The sequence below is a fragment of the Marvinbryantia sp. genome (assembly GCF_047017445.1).
Taxonomy (GTDB): Bacteria; Bacillota; Clostridia; order Lachnospirales; family Lachnospiraceae; genus Marvinbryantia.
In genome coordinates this window covers 60,668-82,188 of sequence record NZ_JBKXTT010000018.1, presented here as the reverse complement: position 1 = coordinate 82,188, position 21,521 = coordinate 60,668, and the positions used below count along the sequence as shown (strand labels likewise).

The following is a 21,521-nucleotide window of genomic DNA, read 5'->3' as shown; positions in this document are numbered from 1 at the left end:
AAGCCCCGTGGTTACGGGCTTTGTAGCCCAGCGTCAACTATTCAAACTCAATCGTCCCCGGTGGCTTACTCGTCAGATCGTAAAATACCCGATTAACCCCCTTGACTTCATTAATAATTCTACTCATCACTTTCTGCAATACACTGAACGGTATCTCCGCTGCTTCTGCTGTCATAAAGTCGATCGTATTCACCGCCCTCAATGCAACCGCATAATCATAGGTACGCTCGTCTCCCATTACGCCGACAGATCGCATATTCGTAAGTGCTGCGAAGTATTGTCCGATAGATTTTGCCAAACCTGCTTTTGCTACTTCTTCACGATAAATAGCGTCTGCATCCTGGACGATGCGGACTTTTTCTGCGGTAATGTCACCAATAATGCGGATTCCAAGTCCCGGTCCCGGGAATGGCTGACGGAAAACAAGATTTTCCGGAATGCCAAGCTCCAGACCCGCTTTGCGTACCTCATCCTTGAAAAGATCACGTAATGGTTCTATGATCTCTTTAAAATCCACATAATCCGGAAGTCCACCCACATTATGATGTGACTTGATCACAGCGGATTCGCCGCCAAGCCCGCTTTCCACTACGTCCGGATAAATCGTGCCCTGCACAAGAAAATCTACCGTGCCAATCTTTTTTGCCTCTTCTTCAAAAACGCGGATAAATTCTTCTCCGATAATCTTGCGCTTTTCCTCTGGCTCCTGCACGCCTGCCAGTTTTTCATAAAAACGGTTCTGCGCGTTTACACGGATAAAATTTAAGTGATATGGTCCTTTAGGGCCGAATACCGCCTCCACCTCGTCGCCCTCATTTTTGCGGAGCAGACCATGATCTACAAACACACAGGTAAGCTGTTCGCCGACCGCCTTCGACAGCAGTACCGCCGCAACCGAGGAATCCACGCCGCCCGAGAGCGCGCAGAGTACCTTGCCGCTTCCCACTTTTTCACGGATTGCTTTTATGGATTCCTCCACAAAAGAGTCCATGCGCCAGCTACCGGAACATCCGCAGATATTTAACACAAAGTTTGCGAGCATTTTGGTTCCTTCCTGGGTGTGAAGCACCTCCGGGTGGAACTGAATCGCATATAATTTATCTTTTTCATTCTCCGCTGCCGCTACCGGGCAGTCCGCCGTATGCGCAGTAATACGAAATCCCGGTGCAATCTTTGCGATATAATCAAAGTGACTCATCCAACATATTGTTTTTTCAGATACATTCTCAAATATTGGCGAGCCTGTATCTACAAACACTTCCGTTTTTCCGTACTCCCGCACCTCGGCGCGCTTTACCTCTCCGCCAAGCACATGCTGCATAAGCTGCGCTCCATAGCATAAGCCCAGCACTGGAATTCCCATTTTAAACAGCTCTGCCGAGTAAGTCGGTGAATCCGGTTCATAACAACTGTTTGGTCCTCCGGTCAAGATGATTCCTTTGGGGCTCATTGCTTTGATCTTTTCCAAATCTGTTTTGTAAGAGTAAATCTCACAATAAACGTTACATTCCCGGACCCTTCTGGCAACAAGCTGATTATACTGACCACCAAAATCCAGTACAATTACCAATTCTCGCTTCACAGTATGCCTCCTGTTCTTTTTGTGATATTCTGCCACCACATTACATGTCTCTGACACATCCACTTCATCACATAAATAAATGTGTCATCTGGCAAAATGTATATTTTACATTATAATGTAGAACATGCTGTTTGGCAATTCCAAAATCTTATTCTTTCGCAATTCTTTTATAAGCTTTGTAACTGCTCAGCCATGCGGCAAATATCAGAAACAAACGCGTCATGCTTACATGTAAGCAGGTTTTCTATACAGCCGACAATCGCATATGCAAGTCTCGCAAATTTTCTGCACAGCTGACAATCACATATACAAGTCTCGCAGAGTTTACGTAATCCAGGCTGAGATACCGATCTTCCGCCTGACTTGAAATGAAGTTGACTTGAGATGCCGTTATTAATCACTTTATTTCTGCAGCATCCGCACTTTCTTCAGCGCCTCCTCCTGCGCCTCGATCACGCAATCGCACCATGCGTCAAATTCCGGATCCTCCCTCTGGCATTCCGGATGAGACATCACATACGATACGGCCCTGCGCACCCCCTGGTCAAAGCGGATATCCGCGCAAAAGCCTGGCACCAGTTTCTTTAATTTCGTATTTTCAAATACTACTGTGTTTGCCTTGTCTCCGAGCAGATTTCCCTCTATATCGATTCCCTGCAGATTACATTTTGCCAGAAAATGTGAAGACACATAGTACGGCTTTAACGTCACTCCCAGCGCATCCGCTATCGTCTGGTAAATCTGATTCCACGTCAAAGACTCGTCCCCGGTAATCTGCACTGCTTCGCCGATTGCGTGAATATTTCCCATAAGTCCAACGAATCCTTTTGCAAAATCGCTGTTAAAAGTCAATGTCCACAAAGAACTGCCGTCTCCGTGGATCAGAACCGGCTTTCCCTCCATCATACGCTTCAATACCTGGTAGCTGCCATTCTTCCCATGCAGTCCCACCGGCACACTTCTCTCGCTGTATGTGTGACTTGGACGCACGATTGTTACCGGAAAGCCCTCTTCCCGGTAAAGCTTCATCAAAAGCTCTTCCCCGGCAATTTTGTTTCTGGAATAATCCCAGTAACGGTTTGCAAGCGGCGTGCCCTCCGTGATCCGGTAATCTGACAGCGGTTTCTGATATGCGGACGCCGAACTGATATAAATAAACTGTCTCGTCTTTCCCTTAAACAGCCGATAATCCCGTTCCAGCTGCTCCGGAACAAACGCAATAAAATCCGCCACCACATCAAACTGCTGCCCGGCGATCTGCTCTGCAACATATGCTTCATCATTAATATCTGCTGTAATAATATGTGCACCTTCCGGAAGCTCTCTGTTCCGGTTTCCCCTATTAATCAGCCACAGCTCATGTCCTTCTTCCAGCAATTTTCTGGAAATCGCCGTGCTGATCGTGCCTGTTCCTCCAATAAATAATGCTTTCATATCCGCCCTCCTTCTACTACAATGTATTTATGGTTAATACCCCTTACAGCCAGTAAGGAATTACCCATCTTGTTGCTTAAGCTGTTAGAATGAGTAAGGCAATAGGTCTGGCCACCTTCTACTAGGACTTTACGTCCGTAATTTAGTCAGCCAACCAGCCCTCATTCGCAGCATTCGTTTTACGCAGGTTGAACCCACAGGCGTTCGTGTGATACCCAGTAGATTGAACAGGCAATGAGTAAATCTGGTATTGACCATTGCTGATTCATTGTAAAGGAGTATCCATTATGAACGCTGTTGGTATTGATGTTTCCAAAGGCAAGAGCACTGTTACCATCCGCAGGCCTGGCGACGTTGTCCTGATGCCTCCCCGCGACATTCCCCATACACAGTCCGCTATCAACGGACTGATCGGGCAGATAAAGGAGCTTGACGGGGAGACGAAGGTCTGCATGGAGCACACCGGAAGGTACTACGAGCCGGTCGCCATGTGGCTTTCTGACGCCGGTATCTTTGTTAGCGCCGTAAACCCCATTCTCATCAGGAACTTCGGGGATGATTCCCTGCGCACTCCAAAGACCGACAAAGCGGATTCCAAAAAAATCGCACGCTATACTCTTGACCGCTGGGCAAAACTGAAGCAATATGGAATCATGGATAAAACACGCAACCAATTAAAAACCATGAACCGACAGTTCGGCTTCTATATGGCACAGAAAACTGCCATGAAAAACAATCTTATTGCCCTGCTTGACCAGACTTATCCGGGTGCTAATGACTTCTTTGACAGCCCTGCGCGCAGCGATGGCAGCCAGAAATGGGTGGATTTTGTCCATACCTACTGGCATGTGGACTGTGTCCGCTCCAGGTCGCCGGAAGCCTTCAAAAAGCATTACCAGAACTGGTGCAAACGCAAAGGTTATAATTTCAGCGCACAGAAAGCGGAAAATATCTACCATGCCTCTTCTGACCTGATCGCCGTATTTCCAAAAGATGACAACACAAAAATGCTCATCTGGCAGGCTGTGGCAATGCTTAATACTGCTTCCCGGACAGTAGAATCCCTCCGTCTGGAAATGGATAAGGCTGCTTCCGCGCTGCCGGAATATCCGGTTGTTCTGGCTATGGATGGTGTCGGGCCTACCCTCGGTCCCCAGCTCATGTCTGAGATCGGGGATGTGACACGGTTTACACACCGCGGGGCTCTGACTGCTTTTGCCGGCGTTGACCCCGGAAAGGATGATTCCGGGCAGCGCATCCGTAAAAGTGTGCCTACCACAAAGAAAGGCTCGCCGTATCTGCGCAAAACCCTGTTCCAGATCATGGACGGGCTCATCAAACGTTCCCCTGCTGACGATCCCGTTTACGCCTTTATGGATAAAAAACGGGCGCAGGGCAAACCTTATTACGTCTACATGACCGCTGGTGCGAACAAATTTCTCCGTATTTATTACGGGCGGGTAAAGGAATATCTTGCCTCACTGCCCCAGACATCCGACACGGAGGCGGAGAAGGATGGAATATAAAACATATCCCTGCGAGGTAAATTTCAGATATCTCGTCCTCAAAGGCGTGCCTGTTGTGGCTGGTTTTTTCTCCGAGAAAGACGCGGCGGATTATGCCCTGTCCATTGGAGGAACCGTCATAAAAGCGAACGAAAATCCACGCAATGCCGGAAGGATACCGAAATTCTCTGACCGCGAGAAAGATGCTATCAGAGAATGTATCGCACAAGGAATTCCCATGCGTCGTATTGCCCGGGAATTCCGATGTTCTGTAGGCTATGTTCAAAAATTAAAATGTGAACATCCCTTATAGGTGGCACAATATATGGCTTCCTTTTTTCTTAAGCCAGCGTAAACCGGTGGCTTAACGTTTATGCCCTAATTTCAACCTGTATAAAATTTTCAAAGTTCATCAATTTCTGCTTGACTTTTTATTTGCAGACTAAATTTTCTGGTACTGCCATTTTCCCCTTATGTAACGTATTGAAAAACAAATTGCCCGGAAAAGCCAGTCGATCGTCATCGCCACCCAGATACCGAAAACTCCCCAGCCCAGGTATTGTCCCAATATGTAACTAAATAATATTCGAAATATCCACATGGAAAGAATCGATATCCACATAGTAATCTTCACATCATTTGCCGCCCGCAGAGTATTCGGGAGATCAAACGATATGGGCCATATCGTGCATACACAGCACGCATGATATGTTAAAATCTTTCTTGTCATCGCTGCTGTTTCCGGCTGCAGATGATAAATCTGAATAATCACCGGCAGTAAAAGATAAACAATCACATTTACCGCAATCATTGCCAGATACACAATCCCGATCAGCTTTTTCGTGTAATATTTCACCTGGTCATAATCTCCCGCTCCGGCGCACTGTGCTGCAACTGTTAAAATAGCAAATCCCATCGCCATCCCGGGCAGAGTCTGAAACATTGCGATCGTATTTGAAACAGCATTCGCCGCAATGGATGCAGTGCCGAAGGTTGCCACCAGGCTCAGCACCAAAATCTTTCCTAACTGAAACATACTGTTTTCCAGTCCATTCGGTACCCCGATATGCAATATTTTGCGTATCATATGCCTATCAAAGTGAAACTGTATTTTTCGTGACATATGAACCGGCTGATTTTCTCTGCGAAGCAACATGATCATTATGAGAGCGGCAAACATTCTGGAAACCAGCGTCGGTATCGCCGCTCCTTCAACGCCCATTTTACAGCCGTAAATCAAAATACCATTTCCTGCAATATTGATCACATTCATAAGCAATGATGATTCCATAGATATTTTGGAATTTCCAACGGAACGAAATATCGCAGCGCCGCCATTGTATAATGCAATAAACGGAATGGAAGCCGTTACGATCAGCAGATAAACTCTTGCGTTTTCCATTACATCCGCTTCAATTTTTCCAAAAATCCCGTGCAGAATCAGATTCTGTCCGGCGTACATCAGCGCCGTCACCGCAACAGATAAAATTGTGACAAACAATATTAACTGATCTGTTGCTTTGCTGGCAAGCTCTTTTTTCTGCTGACCGATATAATGTCCTGCCACCACAGCTCCTCCGGTAGCAAGCGCCGCAAAAATATTGATAATCAATACCATGATCGTGTCCACCAGGGAAACTCCCGATACAGCCGCCTCTCCCACACTTGCGACCATGACAGAATCCGCCAGCCCGACTGTAACGCTCAGGAGCTGTTCGATAATCAGCGGAATGATCAGCTGACGTAACTGTCTGTCTGTAAACCTCATACTCCCCATCCCCTCAATAATATGATTTCTCATGCAATATTTTTACAGCATTTTCGCTCTCTTTTCAATACTTTTTTCGAAAGTATTCTCATTTTCAGACATCTCTTACTACAGACCCTCTTTTAGCCTTTCTCAGCACAACTCCATTTTTGAAGACATATCTTACCCCAGAGCTTTTTGAAGGTGTGCCTTTCTCCAGAGCCTTTCTCAGACGTATCTTACCCCAGGCCCTTTTGCAGACCTACCTTACCTCAAAGCCTTTTGCAGGCGTGCCTTACTGCAAAGCCTTTTTTATAATTTTCCATTCTTTTAATAGCCTGTCCATCTGAAAAGCCGCATTTGCCGGACTTGTGGATGGAAGCTTTGTGATCTCTCTTTTCAGCACCGGATAGCTGTATTTCTGATACAGTTCATACGCTTTTCCGCCGTTTGCAAAAATCTGCTTTATCGGCGCCTGTGATAAAATCCTGCCCAGATCACAGGGCACAGCGTTTTTGATGGAACTGTCGCTTGAACCCACAATATCACATTCTGCAATCACATCCCATATTGCTATGTGATTTCCCAGCAAAAAAACTTTCTTTTCTTCAATCGAAACCGGCGTTGGCTCCGCGCAAAGATTACTTAATACCTTCCAGAAACGGTTCTGCGGATGCCCATAATAAAAATGATTTTCCCTCGATTTCACAGACGGAAAAGTTCCAAGAATCAATATCCGCGACTCTTCATCAAAAACCGGTTCAAATGTATGTGTGACATGCTGATAGGTTTGCGCCATCCTGCACTCCCGCCTTTCTGCTTTATACCATCTTACCGCAAGTTCTCAAACTCTAAAACTAACACATCAAATATCTAAATATCCATGCCAGGGCAATTCTTTATTCCACTCTGCCTCTTCTGTTTTCCACCTCAGCTATTTTCTGTTACGTGCCACATCGTTTTCTCATCTCTCCAGTTTCAAGCTCGATTGCGATTTCTCTTACGTGCCGCATCGTTTTCTCATCTCTCCGGTTATAAACTCGATTGCAATTCCTCTTACGTGCCGCATCGTTTTCTCATCTCTCCGGTTTCAAGCTCAATTGCGATTTCTCTTACGTGCCACATCGTTTTCTCATCTCTCCGGTTATAAGCTCGATTGCAATTCCTGTTACGTGCCGCATCGTTTTCTCATCTCTCCGATTACAATCTCGATTGCGATCTTCTGTCCGGTTTTCATGCTTTCTATTGCAACCGACTCCTGTCGCGTATGCGTCCCTTCGCCAAGCGCGGTGCCTATTGTAACCGAAGGAATTCCCTGGGAAAGCGGTATGTTTCCATCTGTAGAACCGGCATCACATATGATTTCACCATCATAATATTTTCTGATTGCGTTCCGGCAGCGCTGCGTCAGGGCCTCCTGCTCTTCTACATCTATCGCACCGTTTCCAGGACGAACGCCCAACATTTCCGCTTCAATCCGAAATCCTTTTTTCCGAAAGTGCTGCAGTGTTTCCTGAAGAAAACATTCCATAAACTCCATCGCTTCTTTAGATTCTGAGCGAAATTCATAGAGCATGGAGGCTTCCTGCGCAATCGTATTTACCGTAGTGCCGCCCTCTACTTTTCCCACATTGTACGTAACTTTTGCATTTTGCGGCAAAGGCGCTTCATACAGCGCCATAATCACTTCCGCAAGCTGCACAATCGCGTTCTCTTTTCCAAAATCCTTGTAGGAATGTCCGCCCTCTGCGCGAACGGAAATACGATACCTCTGAGATCCCACCGCACGATTGTAGATCACATTATAATTGAGGTCAAAACATATCCACTCGCAGATTCTGCTCCCATAATTCTTCCAGATCTGGCGGCTGCCTTTTAAATTTCCAAGCCCCTCTTCCCCGACATCTGCAACAAATAATATGCCCGGCACAGAATCCGTAACATCACACAAAATTTCCGTTTGCTGCTCCAGCAGAAACTTAATCGTCATCAGCATATTCACCAGATTGGCTGTATCATCACGCACACCCGGTCCTATAAGGGACCCTTCTGTCTCTCTTAGAGGAAGCTCCTCTGTATCCGGACACACAATATCCATATGCGCCATCACTGCCACCATTTTCCGTTCCGTCTCACATTGATATGGGAAAATAACATTTCCGGCTTCATCAATAAACGCTCCAGCCGCTCCCTGCTTATGTAGCCATTCAAGCACAAACGCTGCGCGTTTTTCCTCCCGGCCGGAAGGCGCCGGGATCGCTGCCAGTTCCTTTAACAAAGTAATCGTCTCTTCATAATGTGATTCCACATATTCCTGTATGATATGCTCCATCACAATATAATTCTGTGTCATCGTTTCCCCATGTGATTTATTCCTGTTCCATATTTCCCTTTTAATGTATTCTTGTTCCATATTTTCCATTTAATTTATTCCTGCTCTCCATATTTTCCATTTAATACATTCCTGCTCTCCATATTTTCCATTTAATACAATCCTGCTCTCCATATTTTCTATTTAATACATTCCTGCTCTCCATATTTCCTCTTTAATGCATTCCTTCACAGTATGTTGCCGCGTTACACTTTTCTTTATTTTAGCATCCCACCCCGCAGAATACAATCTTACATTAGAAAAAATGCCTGACATCTTATATTAAAAAATGCCAGAAAAATGCTTACATCACACATTAGAAAAAACTCATCAGATTCTCTCATTAGAAAAGAACCTCATCAGATCCGCCTTCGTCTCTGATGAGGTTCTTTTATCCGATTAATTCAACACTGTCAACATTTTCACATCCGGACACAAACTCCATGATCTGCCTTCTGGAGCAGCTATCCGGAAAATACGCCTGGCATTTCATCTGACAGTAATTTTCATTTTTGTAATCCCACTTCACAGAATGCACCTTTGCTCCATATGCCTCCAGTTTCTGAAGCAATCCCTCGTAACTCCCCTTTTCCGTCTTAAAAACAAGCATCGCCCTGGTCTGTTCACGGAAGATGCTCAGCCTGCTGTGAAATACAACCTGTGCAACAAGAACAATTACCGTCGTTCCAATGCCAAGGCTGTACAAGCCTGCGCCAAGTGCCATACCAATCGCGATCGTCACCCATACACCTGACGCCGTGGTAATTCCGCTCACATATCCCTGTTTTCCGATCAGTATCAGACCGCCGCTCAATATCCCGACACCGCTTATGATGCCCGCTGCAACCCTGGATACATCACAGCTCAGTCCATCCATTCCTGCAACATCCAGAAAACCATATTTTGAAATAATCATCATAAGGGCAGTGGCAATCGACACCATAAAATGTGTTCTTATTCCTGCCGACTTGGTCCGGTGCTGTCTCTCCATACCAATTAATATGCCACAGACACCTGCCATTCCAATACGAATAAAGTAAGACAGTTCTGCACACCAATCCATAACCAGCCGCCTCCTTTTTATTCTCCTGTCTGTTCGGTTCTATATATATTGTTTCAGCCGTCCCAGAATTTCTTCATGCACCAGTGTATTCGTGGCAAGCGCCGTAGTATTTCCATAATAAGTCGGTCGTCTGCCATCCCACTGCGAAAAACTTCCTCCTGCCTCCCGCACTATGATTTCTCCCGCCGCATAATCCCATGGCTTCAGATTTTCAGCAATAAACGCCCCGCCCCTGCCGCAGGCAATATAGCAGCAGTCCAGTGCTGCGGAGCCCGTGATCCGGTAGTCTATACAGTCCCGGTAAATATTGCTGAATACCTGCGGAAATTTATTCGCCACCCGGTCGCTGTATGGATTTGTCTCTGCCAGAACCAGCGTCTGGCTTACGCTGGCGTCCCTGCACACAAATATTCGCTTTCCATTGCAATAGGCGCCCTCACCCTTCGCGGCATAAAACATTTCCTGACTCTGTGGACTGTAAACCACTCCAAGAACCGGTTCTGCATTCTCCAGAAGTCCGATAGAAATGGCATAGTCCGGATGACTGTAAATAAAATTACTGGTTCCGTCGATCGGATCTATGATCCAGCAGTATTTCTGATCCGGCTTGCCCTTATAGCCCTCCTCCGAAATCACAATGGAGCCCTCCAGAAGTCCGGGAAGCTTTTCGCAGAGAACATCACTGATCCTCATATCTACCTCCGTCACAAAGTCCTTCGCGCCCTTCTGCTTTACAGAAACAGAGCCATCATTTTTTGCGATCTTGGCCACCTCTCTGGCGGTCTTTTTTACCTTTTCCAGCAAATCACTGTACCTGCCCATACCTGTCTACTCCCTTATCTGTTTCTATTCCCTGATCTTTATCACTTTATCCTTTATCGTTCGGAATCCTTTGCTGCGAATAGTATCAAAAAATTCTCCGTCATAATGCATACAATATACTTTCGACCGATAGTCATCCGGAATTGTCTCCTCAAGCTTTGCCAGTGTAAAATGGGCCCCGCCGTGATCCTCCACAGACGTATCCTGATAAATTTCATCAAGCTCCCCTGCAAAAAGCTTTTCTGTCACCGTCTCCGGAAGCTCCGCCGCATCGCCGCTGTAATAAAAGCGTTTTCCATCTGCTTCAAACAGATATCCGAAAGAATTCACCATGATTTCATGATGCTTCACCGGTACGGGCACCGCCTTTACGCGGACGTCGCCGTAAACTGCATAATCCCCGTGCAGCTCATAATGTTCCGGCTCCACTCCGGTCAGCCCAAAGACAGTCGTCAGCTTCTCCGGCTCCGGAAATATCACTCTTGTGCGTATTCCAAGCTTCAGATAACAATAAACGATCAGCGTGCCCAGGCTTCCCATATGGTCAGCATGCATATGTGTGAGAAACACAGTGACACTTTTCATCCCTTCAAAATTTCCCGCCATATAATGCTGTCGGAACGTAGTTTCCCCGCAATCGATCAGAAACAGATCCTCCCCGATCCGGAAATATCCGTTGCTGTTATATAGCTTCGGATACAGTGCGGCTCCGCAGCCCGTAAATTTCAACATTTTCCATCATCCTTCCCCGCTGTCCTCTGCTTTTGCTTCTTTCTTTATTTCAGGATCCTCATCATCTTTTTCTGTAATGATCGTGCACTCGCTGCGATCCATCACTTGCATAAACCCCCACTGTTGCTGTTTCGTGCGATCGGCAAGCACATAGGTTTCTGACGAATGCTCCTTGACAATCTCCTTTTTTCTTCCTTCCCGGATATCATTCGCAAACACGCCGTAATCCGAATATGCGGAAACGCTCAGAAACGCCTTGTCAAAATACATCTGTGACAGTATCTTTTCTGCAATCGGTCCGCAGAAGCTCGCAAGTTCAAAGTTTAACTCTCCGCCCACCACAACAAATGATACCCCTTTTACCGGAAGCTGCTGCAAAACCTCAAGGCTGGGCGTCACCACCGTAATTTTCTTATTTTCCAGATACCGTGTCATCGCGCTTGTTGTCGTTCCTGCATCAATATAAATGATATCGCCGTCCTCTACCAGTGCTGCCGCCTTGCGCGCGATCATATGCTTCACGTCCATACGCAGTTTCTGATTTTCCAGCGTAGGCGGATCTAAAACCGCGGCAGCGAAATTACCCTTAAACGCTACTGCAATCATGAGCATGACTCCCGGATAGAAAAACGCCGACCGCATTTCATTTTTGAAGTAAAAAAGAACCCAAATATCTTTGAGTTCTTCTTTCCCAATATAAAATATTTACTATTGCTGTTCTCTTCCCTCACAGATATGATTCCGGAAAATATTCCCGCTCTCATACCAGTTTCCGCAATCCGGGCACTGCACCATCTCCTGCTCGGTCGTACCACCTGCAGGATCATTTGCACGTTCCTCCGCCATATGAAGATCATAGGGACTGCCGGACACACCGTCCGAGATCGTGCTGAACCAATGTGCGCAGTACGGGCATTGCATCATTTCTTCCTCGTACTGCTGCGCAGAAACATTCTCAGATGCATTTCCCTCCGATACGGTTTCCTGCATGGGCTGCGTCTGCGCCGTACCGCCCGCTTCTGCCGTATCCCCTGCTGCCGCAATATTTTCAGCTACTGTCTCCTCTTCCGTTTCTGGTTCTATTTCTTTTTCTGTTTCTTTTTCTGTCTCAGTCTCTGCCGCCGCTTTTTTTTGAGTTTCTGTTTCTGTAATCTTTTCTGTTTCCTTCTGCGTTCCTGTTAGTGGCTGACAGCCGGACAGCATCATCGCCGCTGCCGCAAGGCACCCACAAAGCACAAGCTTTTTTCTCATAATACCAAAATCTCCTCTCACGGATTCTCTCACAGATTTCCTGTTATCATTGTATCAGACTTGTGCCCCTTATTCCACATATATTTTCAGTTGCTTTTTTGCGGATGAAGATCTGTATGGCATATCATCTCTGTTCAATATGTAAATATTTCTCTCTTGTAGCAAGTCCACCGCGGATATGACGTTCCGACTTATTGATATCCAATACTTTCCTTGCGCTCTGCGCCAGTGCAAAGTTAAACTGCGGAAGACGTTCAACGACATCCTTATGTACCGTCGATTTTGACACTCCAAATTTCTTCGCCGCCTGGCGCACTGTAGCATTGGTTTCAATAATATAGTTTGCAATTTCCATTGCACGCTCCTCGATATATTCCTTCAAGGAAAATCCCCCGATACACTGTTTTTACAATGTATGCGGGGGATTGGAAAGGTATTCTTTTCCTTTCACTGCGACTTTCCCTCTCCAGTAAACGCAAAAGCATCCGGACTCCAGCAAACGCCAAAGCACCAAAGCATTCGGATCAGATGGATTTTGAAGTGCAGGTGAAGGCACGGCGCCCTCTTTCCTGGTCCTCAGATGACATTTAGCACAGGGTTTTATAATCCGATTGCTTTCAGTGCCTGATCCAGGTCCCGAATAATATCATCCGGATCTTCCAGTCCCACACTAAAGCGGATAAATCCTTTCCGAAATCTCTCCGGATACAGATGGATGCGCTCATCGTAACTTGGCTGCGGGAAAATAAGGCTCTCATCATGCCCCAGTGAAACAGCAAACGTCACCACCTTAAGAGCTGCGCAGAAATGCTCCACTGTTTTGTCATCCGCATGCAACCCGAAAGAAATCACTCCCCCATAGCCGTTTTTCATTTGCTTTGCAGCGGTTTCATGGCCGGGATGACCGGGCAGCCCCGGATAGGACACAAAGGTTACGTTCTCCCTTCCCTCCAGCCATTCTGCGATCTTCTGTGCAGATTTGTTGATCCGTTCCATACGCATAGGAAATGTAACAGAACCCCGGAAAATCTGCCATGCATTAAATGGGCTGATCACGGAACCAACATTCACCTGCGCTTCATATCGGATACGATCCATTGTCTCAAGATCATTAGACAATATTGCTCCTCCCTGTGCATCGCCATGACCATTTATATACTTTGTAATCGCTTCCACTACAAAATCCGCTCCCAGTTCCAGCGGTTTCTGGTTATAAGGAGAAGCAAACGTATTATCCACTGACAGAACAGCACCATTCCGGTGTGCGATTTCAGCAATGGCTGCTATGTCCGTAATTCCATTTGTGGGATTATCCGGTGTCTCAATATGAACCAGCTTTGTACCCGGTGTGATCGCTTTTTTCACTGCTTCGAGATCTGTCATATCCACCATGACTGTTTCTACCCCGAATTTGCGGTTAAAAAGCTCATGAAACATTCTGTATACTGCCATATAGCTGACATTTGGATACACCACCCTGTCTCCCGTTTCCAGAAGGGTCCAGAATAGAGCATGAAGTGCCGCAACTCCGCTTGCCAGTACAATGGCATCGTCTGCATCATGCAATGCTGCGATTTTTTCTTCCAGCCAGTGCTGATTGGGATTTCCGTTTCTTGCATACATCAAGAGGTCTGTGGAAGAGTAATTGACCTGTGACAGATCATCCGGTAATTTAAAACTGTTTGCCATATGAAGCGGACGCCGGACAGCGCCTGTTTCCAAATCGTACTCCGTACCCGTATGAATTGCCTGCGTTGTAATGTCGTAGTCTTTATATTTGTTCTCTTTCTTCGCCATGTTTCTCTCCTCATCTTTCCTTGTTTCTTATCCATGAAAAAAGGGCACTCAAACACCGTGTCCTTTTTCATGTCTTTATTTTCTATTTCCTTTACGCTCAATCCATCCCCAGATTCTGTACATGAATGCTCCCCAGATGAGAAAAAGCAGAATAAGTACCCACATGGGGACTGGCGAGGAATACCAGGCACCATCCGTATATTTGGAAAATTCCGGAATGTCTGCATAGTAATATGCCCCTGCTCCAAAATCCAGACTATCCACAAGCCCCAGTCCGTTTCCCATTATGTAAAGCGCCGCAATAATCGCAGCTGCCAGCACGAAGCCATTTACAAGCTGAAAAACTCTCTTTTTTTTCATATTATCCACACCTCTTCTTCCATTACAGTGCAAGCTGCGGGAGAGGGAAGAATTTTCCGCTCAGTAATAAATAGACAGCCGCAAAGGTCAGAATAATATTGAACAGCTGACCAACCACATAAAGCGTCAACGGTTTTCCTCCCTCAAACTGTTCCTTCAGTTCACGGAAATTCGTATCCAGTCCAATGCTGGTGAAGGCAAGTACAAATGCCCAGTTCTTATACTGATCCAGAACCTTATTGATCGTTGAAACAGTCTCTTTTCCTGCCGCCGGCAGCACGATAAAAGAAGCAATTAAAGACGCTGCAAAAAAGCCAAGGATAAATTTCGGAAGTCTGTACCAGATCTCAGAGGCACCGACTTTGCTGCTTCCATTCTTTTCCACCTTTGTTGCAAAAAAGACCGCTACTGCAAACGCGATAAAACCGATCAGAATATTCTGAATGGATTTCACCAGAACTGCTACCGTCTGCGCCGTCTCTCCAAGGGCTGTTCCGGCTACGGTTACTGCTCCGGTCGAATCAACTGTGCCGCCGATCAAAGCTCCTCCCATTACTTCGCCAAGTCCTACGGCACGGATAATAACCGGCTCAAATACCATCATAAGCACCGTAAAAATGATAGAAATTGAAACAGCAAGAGAAAGATCATTTTTCTTTGCCCCGCTTGCCGCACCCGTTGCGATTGCTGCGGAAGTACCGCAGACGGAGGTTGCCGTTGCTACTGTAATAACAAATGGTTTATTATCTATTTTTAATACTCTGGTCCCGAACCACCACATAAAAAGTATAACGATCGGCGTCACGACCCATGCGATGCCAAGTCCATAAAGTCCGAAATTGACGATATTAGAAAACAATACGGAGAATCCCATGATCACCAGCCCGGCTTTAATATAAAATTCTGTCTGAACCGCAGGCTTCAGCCACTGGGGAACACCAACTGTATTGGATACCAGAAGACCGATCAGAATTGCAAAAAAGGCCCACTCCAGATAGCGGTTTAAGGTATATTCTGCGCTGATGAATCTTACCAGAATCGCCAGTACAAATAGTCCGGCAAAAGCAGGAAGATATTTCTTGACAGATATCCCCTTCAGGCGATTTCCAACCGTAAACAATACCCCAAGTACAACGGCTGTTAAAATCAGTTTTCCTGCCAGATCTGTATTCAACTGTTCAAAAACGCCGGTGCCATTGCCCCAGGTACTGAATTTTGCGGCACTGAAATCAAAAGCCCCTGTTATAACTGCGACAGCCGCAATTGCAATCACAATGAAACCGATCCATATGGCAAGCCAGTCTTCCTTCTTCCATAAATCACTCCATTGAAATTTTTCTGTTGTAACAACCTCTTCCACTGTTGGGGCAGCCAATACTCCTTTTTTCTCACTCATAATTTTTCCTCCTCTTAAAAATGATAGAATATATATACCTCTTTTCCTATCAATTTTCTATGGATTATTTATATCATTTTTTCCATAGGAAGCCTGCCGGACAGTTTTCCCAAACAATGCTTTCAGAACATTCCTTCTGATCTGCAGAAACTCATAGCTGTTTCTTTCTCTTAGCCGCGGCAGATTTATTTCGATAGCTGCTTTTACAATTCACGGTTTTGCAGACAACATAATCCAGTATCCCAATTTCTTTTGCATAATTAAAAATTGTGATCCCATAAACACTCATGTCTGCCAGATGCATTTCTGCCGGCTCTTTCCCACCTGTACTCTTTTTTCCATGCGCTTTTCTTTAGAAAAATATTTATTTTCCATGTGTTTTTTTTCTGACAGAACTCGTATACAAGAAATACATACGACAAAAAGCGCCTCCAACAACATGCTCTAATGTTATTGAAAGCGCATTCCTGCGTGGTTATGTGGTTACAATATCACTAATCAAAAATTCCCATCGACAGATACCGCTCGCCGCTGTCCGGCATCAGTAAGACAATGGTCTTTCCCTCATTTTCCGGTCTTTTTGCCAGTTCTTTTGCTGCATACAAGGCCGCGCCGGAGGATACCCCGCACAGAACGCCTTCCGTCCTCACCAGCTCCCTGCAGGCCTCAAATGCATCTTCATCACTTACCGGTATAATTTCATCATAGATCTCCATATCCAGGGTATCCGGTATAAATCCGGCTCCGATTCCCTGAATCCTGTGCCGCCCCGGCATACCATCTGACAAAACAGGGGATTGCGCCGGTTCCACAGCAATCACCTGTAATGCGGGATTTTTTTCTTTCAGATACTTTCCGGTTCCCGTGATCGTGCCGCCAGTCCCCACTCCGGCAACAAAAATATCCACCTTCCCGTCCGTATCCTCCCATATCTCAGGTCCTGTTGTTTCATAATGAGCCTGCGGGTTATATGGATTGCTAAACTGGCTTGGCACAAATCCGCCCACTTCCCCCGCCAGTTCGTTTGCCTTTTTTATGGCGCCTTTGGTTCCCCTGGAAGCAGGTGTCAGGACCAGTTCGGCGCCATAAGCCGCCAGAAGCCTTCTCCGCTCGATACTCATGGTTTCCGGCATCGTAATGATCAGACGGTATCCCCGCGCTGCTGCTACACAGGCAAGACCGATTCCGGTATTTCCGGATGTGGGTTCAATGATCACATCTCCCCTGTGCAGGATGCCTGCTTTCTCTGCTTCGTCTATCATCTTTACTGCGATCCGGTCTTTTACAGATCCGGCGGGATTCATGTATTCCAGTTTCGCCAGAAGCCTTGCCCTGCATCCGCCGCAAGCCATATATTCAGAAAGCTCCAGCAGAGGAGTCGATCCAACCATATCTGTAATTTTCTGATAAATTTTTGCCATGTTTTTCTGTTTCCTCTCTGTTTACACAACGGCCCCTGCTTTATATCTGGAACTCATAAGTTTCCGGAAGCCGGTACTGGGATGGTGTTACTCCATATTTTGCCTTAAATCTTTTCAGAAAATATCCCATATCTTTGTAATCCAGCGCACCTGCAATATCGATCACCTTCATCTTCGTATGCTTCAGAAGATAGGCTGCCCGTTTCATTTTTACTGTATTTACATAATCCACAAAATTCACTCCGATCTGAGCAGAAAAAACAGTGCTCAGATAAGAACGGTTCATGTAAAGCTCCTCCGAGATTGTCTTCTGTTTCAGGTCTCCTTCCGGTCTGCTTAAAATATAAAGGATCATATCATCCAGACCTTCCCCGTGAACCGGATACAGCTCAGAAAATTCCACAAAAAATGAATAAAAATCTTCCAGACTTTTCTTCAGACCGTCTTCGTATTCAAAATATTCGCTATCCTGGGGAAGATAATCCTCTTTAGCAAAATATAGCTGCAGCCATCCGTACTTTTCAAAAAGCTCCAGCATGACGCCATCCAGAATTCGTTTTATGTAGGAAAATGCTTCTCCCATATCCCTGTATTCTGACAATGTACTGTAAAGCATTTCATCCAGCCTGTCCTTTATGGAAAAATCCACATGTTCAAACAGATTTAATAGTTCCTCTTTCTGGCAGATTTCTTCTGCGATCTTCCCATGCTCTGCATTTTCTATTTTGCTGAACAGCGCGATAAACTGGCTGATCTCAAATGGAGCGACAAAATAATCATCTGCACCAAGAAGAAAGCTTTTTCTTACCGTTTTAAACTCCGCCGTCTGACTGACGATTGCCACAGCCTTACAGAGCTTTTCCTTTTTTATGGTTTCCAGGAGTGAGAGCGTATGATTATCCTGAGTGGCTTCCAGCAGCACCAGATGATATTTCTTTTCCCGCAAACCGGCGATCAGCTTTTCAAAATCATCTGTTATTTTGCAGATCTGAAACCCGGTAGAATCTCCCCAGATACGCAGCCGTTTTAATTCCTGCAGGATCGGTTCACTTTTCACTGCCAGCATTACTGTATACATTTGTTGCTTCCCCTTCATCCCTTATCTCCAAAAATTCCTTACAAACTTCCCCATTTTCCACATGAAAAGAATGAAGCACCGGGATTTCTTCCATAAGGGACAGGATCAGATAACTGGCTTTGGGATCATAGGCCAGCCTGATATCCTCCCGCGACGGGCGTGAAGGGGATGCGGGATGGGAATGCCAGTTTCCAAGCGGCTGAAGTCCCCTGCTTCGCATATCCTTCACTGCCTGAAGCTGTTCTCTGGGATCCAGCGAAAAATGCTCATTGGAAGCATCCGTATTCGTCAGATAATATACTTTCTCGATCCGCTTTTCTTCTTCATTTTCTATGCCGGCAATCAATCCGCAGGCTTCATCGGGAAGCTGTCCTCTGGCATGGGATATCATCTCTTCTGCATCCTGTTTCCGGATGATTATCTTTTTCATAATTCTACCTGTTCCCTGTCATCATATTTTATCTTCGCATACATTCAGTTCATAGTCAATAGGCTCTGTTATTACAGGATGATCCCCACAGACGGCACAATCATGTGTATCGCGTGGAAGTCTGATTTTTCTGAATTCCATCTTCAGAGCATCAAACGTCAGCAGATAACCGGTCAGAAGTTCTCCCTTTCCAATGATGTATTTCACCGCTTCCATTGCCTGAAGGCTTCCGATCACACCGCCCATTGCACCGATAACGCCGGCCTGTTTGCAGGTAGGCACTGCATCCTTTGGCGGCGGATTTTTGAATACACACCGGTAGCAGGAACCTTCTCCGGGAACGTACGTCATAAGCTGTCCCTGAAACCTTATGATTCCCGCATGGGAAAACGGCTTCTTTTCCAGAACACAGGCATCATTGATCAGAAATTTTGCCGGGAAATTATCGGTTCCGTCAATGATAAAATCATATTCCCTGATCAATTCCCGGATGTTGGAAGCATCCACAAACATATGATAGGTATTGACCTTTACATCCGGATTCATTCTCTCCATAGTCTCCCTCGCTGATTTCACCTTTGGTTTTCCCACATCCTCTGTTGAATGGATGATCTGTCTCTGCAGATTGGAAAGATCTACATCATCCGCATCCGCAATTCCTATGGTCCCAACGCCCGCTGCCGCCAGATACATAGCCGCCGGTGCCCCGAGACCTCCGGCACCAATGATCAGTACCTTTGCATTCAGAAGCTTTTTCTGTCCTTTTGCTCCCACCTCTTTCAATATGATATGCCGGGAGTAACGTTCTATCTGTGCATCTGTCAGTGCCATTCGCATCCACCTCCCATAAAATAAAGGAATTCCACATTATCTCCATCCTTTAAAACGGTATCTGCTTTTTTATCTGCGTCAACAAACTCATCATTTACGGAAACTGTCACATAGTCCGGCATCTCTACCCCTTCCAGTTCCATAAGCTCCGGCAATGTCAGATTATTTTTTACTTCTTTTCTGTTTCCTGCTACTGTAATATACATGTTTTTCGCTCCTTACACATTTCATTTTACCTCTGCAGCGCATCACCGCAGATGCATTATTTCCCTGTAAATAAGTCCAGCCAGTCCACCAGCTCCCGAATCTTTAGCGCTCCCGTCTTTCGCTGTACCTCCTGCCCGTCTCTGAAAACAATCAGGGTTGGTCTGGACAGGATTTCATATTCTTCCGTAAGCCCGGTCTCATAATTTGTGTTTACCTTATAGATCCGAAATCTGTTCGCCAGCAGTTCTTCCGCCTGCCCGAGAACCGACGCCAGTTTTTTGCAGGCGATACAGGAATCTGAATAAAACTCCACCAGCACGGGCAGATCATTTTTCAATACTTTCTCTTCAAATACATCTTTTCCAATTCGCTCTGCCATATACTATTCCCCCACCTTGCGGACATACAGGGTATAGGTGCCGTCTTCATTATCCTGAAGCTTCAGAATCTGATGCCCCTCCTCTTTCATGCTTCTTGGAACATTCTGTACCGGTTCTCCATCATTCATGCGGATTGCCAGCACCTCCCCGTCTTCCAGCTCATCCATAGCGACTTTTGCCTTTACAAATGTCATGGGACAAACCTTATCTGTAATGTCTGCCTGTTCGTCAAATTTTATCTCAGCCATGATATGCCTCCGTTATTGCTTTTCTGAATTCTTCTTCTCCTACTCTCTGCAGCATCAGCCGGAAACGCTCTCCCGAGTTGGCATTTTTTTCAAAATACTCAATGGCGGCATCTGTAACCCGGAACAGTGTCTCCTTATCTCTGATAATCGGAAGAAGCTGTTCTCCCTGATAAATCCTATTTCCAAACAGTCCGCCAAAGGACACCAGATATCCGCTTTCTCCTTCCCATGCATCGGTTGGACAGGATTTTACGCAGCGCCCGCAGTGGTTACATTTTTCTCTGTCAATAACCACTTTGCCCTCTTTCATAGACAACGCCTGTTCCCGGCAGGCCTTTACACAGACTCCGCACTGAATACATGCGTCTTCTTTGTAGTTCACAACCATGCCGCCTTTGATTCCCAGGTCATTTTCTTCTGCTTTCAGGCAGTTGTTCTGGCATCCGGTCACCCCAAACTTAAATTTGTGAGGCAACTCCTTTCCAAAATAGTGCGCATCCAGTTCTTTTGCCAGCTCATATGTATCAATACAACCGCTCGGACAGACTGCAGCCCCCTGACATGCGGTAACCGTCCGTACTCTCGGCCCGCAGACGCCTGGCTTTACGCCTCCTTCTGCCAGCTTCTCCTTTACCTCATCAATATCCTCAAAGCGGATAAATGGAATCTCGATTCCCTGTCTGGAGGTCATATGTACATAGCCTTTTCCGTACTGATCAGCAACCTCTGACACGGTTCTTATATTTTCGGCCGTCAGATTGCCTCCCACGACCTGAAGTCGAAGAGAAAAGTATCCTTTCTGCTTCTGTCTCATAAATCCACCCTTTTTTAGTGCTGAATAATCTGGTTTTTTCTCTGCCATTTTC

Annotated in this window: 24 protein-coding genes; 2 read left to right on the top strand and 22 right to left on the bottom strand. The window is 45.9% G+C overall.

Annotated elements, in window-relative coordinates:
- Positions 1 to 37 precede the first annotated feature (37 nt).
- Both guaA and ACLU9Q_RS17085 read right to left on the bottom strand, forming a co-directional pair.
- Complete coding sequence (gene guaA, locus ACLU9Q_RS17090; protein ID WP_298515861.1) at positions 38 to 1,582, bottom strand: glutamine-hydrolyzing GMP synthase; 1,545 nt, start codon at positions 1,580 to 1,582, stop codon at positions 38 to 40.
- 402 nt (positions 1,583 to 1,984) lie between these two features.
- On the bottom strand, positions 1,985 to 3,016 hold the full coding sequence (locus tag ACLU9Q_RS17085; protein ID WP_298515858.1) for an SDR family oxidoreductase: 1,032 nt from the start codon (positions 3,014 to 3,016) through the stop codon (positions 1,985 to 1,987).
- A gap of 287 nt (positions 3,017 to 3,303) precedes the next feature.
- On the opposite strand from ACLU9Q_RS17085, the gene ACLU9Q_RS17080 reads away from it, so the two are divergent.
- Positions 3,304 to 4,542, top strand: a complete 1,239-nt coding sequence (locus tag ACLU9Q_RS17080; RefSeq protein WP_412624635.1) for an IS110 family transposase — start codon at positions 3,304 to 3,306, stop codon at positions 4,540 to 4,542.
- Positions 4,532 to 4,834 carry a hypothetical protein gene (locus ACLU9Q_RS17075; RefSeq protein ID WP_296928017.1) on the top strand — a complete coding sequence of 101 codons (303 nt, stop codon included), beginning with the start codon at positions 4,532 to 4,534 and terminating at the stop codon, positions 4,832 to 4,834. Before ACLU9Q_RS17080 ends, ACLU9Q_RS17075 begins: the two co-directional genes overlap by 11 nt.
- Before the next feature lie 129 nt (positions 4,835 to 4,963).
- Here ACLU9Q_RS17075 and ACLU9Q_RS17070 read toward each other — a convergent pair whose 3' ends face one another.
- The 20 genes from ACLU9Q_RS17070 to ACLU9Q_RS16975 form a co-directional block, all read right to left on the bottom strand.
- The gene (locus ACLU9Q_RS17070) at positions 4,964 to 6,289 is read right to left on the bottom strand and encodes an MATE family efflux transporter (protein WP_296840361.1); all 1,326 of its coding nucleotides are present in this window, start codon (positions 6,287 to 6,289) and stop codon (positions 4,964 to 4,966) included.
- Positions 6,290 to 6,563: 274 nt separating this feature from the next.
- The gene (locus ACLU9Q_RS17065; RefSeq protein WP_296840364.1) at positions 6,564 to 7,067 is read right to left on the bottom strand and encodes a DNA-deoxyinosine glycosylase; all 504 of its coding nucleotides are present in this window, start codon (positions 7,065 to 7,067) and stop codon (positions 6,564 to 6,566) included.
- 369 nt (positions 7,068 to 7,436) lie between these two features.
- Positions 7,437 to 8,621 (bottom strand): M20/M25/M40 family metallo-hydrolase, encoded by a 1,185-nt coding sequence (locus ACLU9Q_RS17060; protein WP_296840367.1) that lies wholly within the window; start codon positions 8,619 to 8,621, stop codon positions 7,437 to 7,439.
- Positions 8,622 to 9,030: 409 nt separating this feature from the next.
- Positions 9,031 to 9,702 carry an MgtC/SapB family protein gene (locus tag ACLU9Q_RS17055; RefSeq protein ID WP_296840370.1) on the bottom strand — a complete coding sequence of 224 codons (672 nt, stop codon included), beginning with the start codon at positions 9,700 to 9,702 and terminating at the stop codon, positions 9,031 to 9,033.
- A gap of 39 nt (positions 9,703 to 9,741) precedes the next feature.
- A complete protein-coding gene (locus tag ACLU9Q_RS17050; protein ID WP_296840373.1) occupies positions 9,742 to 10,524 on the bottom strand; it encodes an inositol monophosphatase family protein in 783 nt (260 codons plus the stop codon).
- A 24-nt stretch (positions 10,525 to 10,548) separates the two neighbouring features.
- A complete protein-coding gene (locus ACLU9Q_RS17045; protein WP_412625681.1) occupies positions 10,549 to 11,256 on the bottom strand; it encodes an MBL fold metallo-hydrolase in 708 nt (235 codons plus the stop codon).
- Positions 11,257 to 11,262: 6 nt separating this feature from the next.
- Positions 11,263 to 11,862 (bottom strand): DeoR/GlpR family DNA-binding transcription regulator, encoded by a 600-nt coding sequence (locus ACLU9Q_RS17040; RefSeq protein ID WP_296840379.1) that lies wholly within the window; start codon positions 11,860 to 11,862, stop codon positions 11,263 to 11,265.
- Positions 11,863 to 11,964: 102 nt separating this feature from the next.
- Positions 11,965 to 12,507, bottom strand: a complete 543-nt coding sequence (locus ACLU9Q_RS17035) for a hypothetical protein (protein ID WP_296840383.1) — start codon at positions 12,505 to 12,507, stop codon at positions 11,965 to 11,967.
- Between the two features lie 124 nt (positions 12,508 to 12,631).
- Positions 12,632 to 12,889: a sporulation transcriptional regulator SpoIIID gene (gene spoIIID, locus ACLU9Q_RS17030; RefSeq protein WP_296835683.1), complete on the bottom strand. Its 258-nt coding sequence runs from the start codon at positions 12,887 to 12,889 to the stop codon at positions 12,632 to 12,634.
- Positions 12,890 to 13,107: 218 nt separating this feature from the next.
- Complete coding sequence (locus ACLU9Q_RS17025) at positions 13,108 to 14,304, bottom strand: trans-sulfuration enzyme family protein (protein WP_296835684.1); 1,197 nt, start codon at positions 14,302 to 14,304, stop codon at positions 13,108 to 13,110.
- A 75-nt stretch (positions 14,305 to 14,379) separates the two neighbouring features.
- The gene (locus tag ACLU9Q_RS17020; RefSeq protein WP_296835686.1) at positions 14,380 to 14,664 is read right to left on the bottom strand and encodes a hypothetical protein; all 285 of its coding nucleotides are present in this window, start codon (positions 14,662 to 14,664) and stop codon (positions 14,380 to 14,382) included.
- Positions 14,665 to 14,686: 22 nt separating this feature from the next.
- On the bottom strand, positions 14,687 to 16,060 hold the full coding sequence (locus ACLU9Q_RS17015; RefSeq protein WP_296835688.1) for a YeiH family protein: 1,374 nt from the start codon (positions 16,058 to 16,060) through the stop codon (positions 14,687 to 14,689).
- Positions 16,061 to 16,554: 494 nt separating this feature from the next.
- The gene (gene cysK / locus ACLU9Q_RS17010) at positions 16,555 to 17,481 is read right to left on the bottom strand and encodes a cysteine synthase A (RefSeq protein ID WP_296835690.1); all 927 of its coding nucleotides are present in this window, start codon (positions 17,479 to 17,481) and stop codon (positions 16,555 to 16,557) included.
- A gap of 40 nt (positions 17,482 to 17,521) precedes the next feature.
- A complete protein-coding gene (locus ACLU9Q_RS17005; RefSeq protein WP_296835692.1) occupies positions 17,522 to 18,559 on the bottom strand; it encodes an AraC family transcriptional regulator in 1,038 nt (345 codons plus the stop codon).
- Positions 18,528 to 18,989 (bottom strand): M67 family metallopeptidase, encoded by a 462-nt coding sequence (locus tag ACLU9Q_RS17000; protein ID WP_296835694.1) that lies wholly within the window; start codon positions 18,987 to 18,989, stop codon positions 18,528 to 18,530. Before ACLU9Q_RS17000 ends, ACLU9Q_RS17005 begins: the two co-directional genes overlap by 32 nt.
- A 21-nt stretch (positions 18,990 to 19,010) precedes the next feature.
- Positions 19,011 to 19,820, bottom strand: coding sequence for a HesA/MoeB/ThiF family protein (locus tag ACLU9Q_RS16995; protein WP_296835696.1), 810 nt, complete (start codon positions 19,818 to 19,820; stop codon positions 19,011 to 19,013).
- On the bottom strand, positions 19,811 to 20,026 hold the full coding sequence (gene thiS, locus ACLU9Q_RS16990) for a sulfur carrier protein ThiS (RefSeq protein WP_296835698.1): 216 nt from the start codon (positions 20,024 to 20,026) through the stop codon (positions 19,811 to 19,813). Before thiS ends, ACLU9Q_RS16995 begins: the two co-directional genes overlap by 10 nt.
- Before the next feature lie 56 nt (positions 20,027 to 20,082).
- Positions 20,083 to 20,406, bottom strand: a complete 324-nt coding sequence (locus ACLU9Q_RS16985; protein ID WP_296835701.1) for a thioredoxin family protein — start codon at positions 20,404 to 20,406, stop codon at positions 20,083 to 20,085.
- Positions 20,407 to 20,409: 3 nt separating this feature from the next.
- The gene (locus tag ACLU9Q_RS16980) at positions 20,410 to 20,655 is read right to left on the bottom strand and encodes a sulfurtransferase TusA family protein (RefSeq protein WP_296835703.1); all 246 of its coding nucleotides are present in this window, start codon (positions 20,653 to 20,655) and stop codon (positions 20,410 to 20,412) included.
- Entirely contained in the window at positions 20,648 to 21,517 is an 870-nt protein-coding gene (locus ACLU9Q_RS16975) for a 4Fe-4S binding protein (RefSeq protein WP_296835705.1), read from the bottom strand. Before ACLU9Q_RS16975 ends, ACLU9Q_RS16980 begins: the two co-directional genes overlap by 8 nt.
- Positions 21,518 to 21,521: the final 4 nt, after the last annotated feature.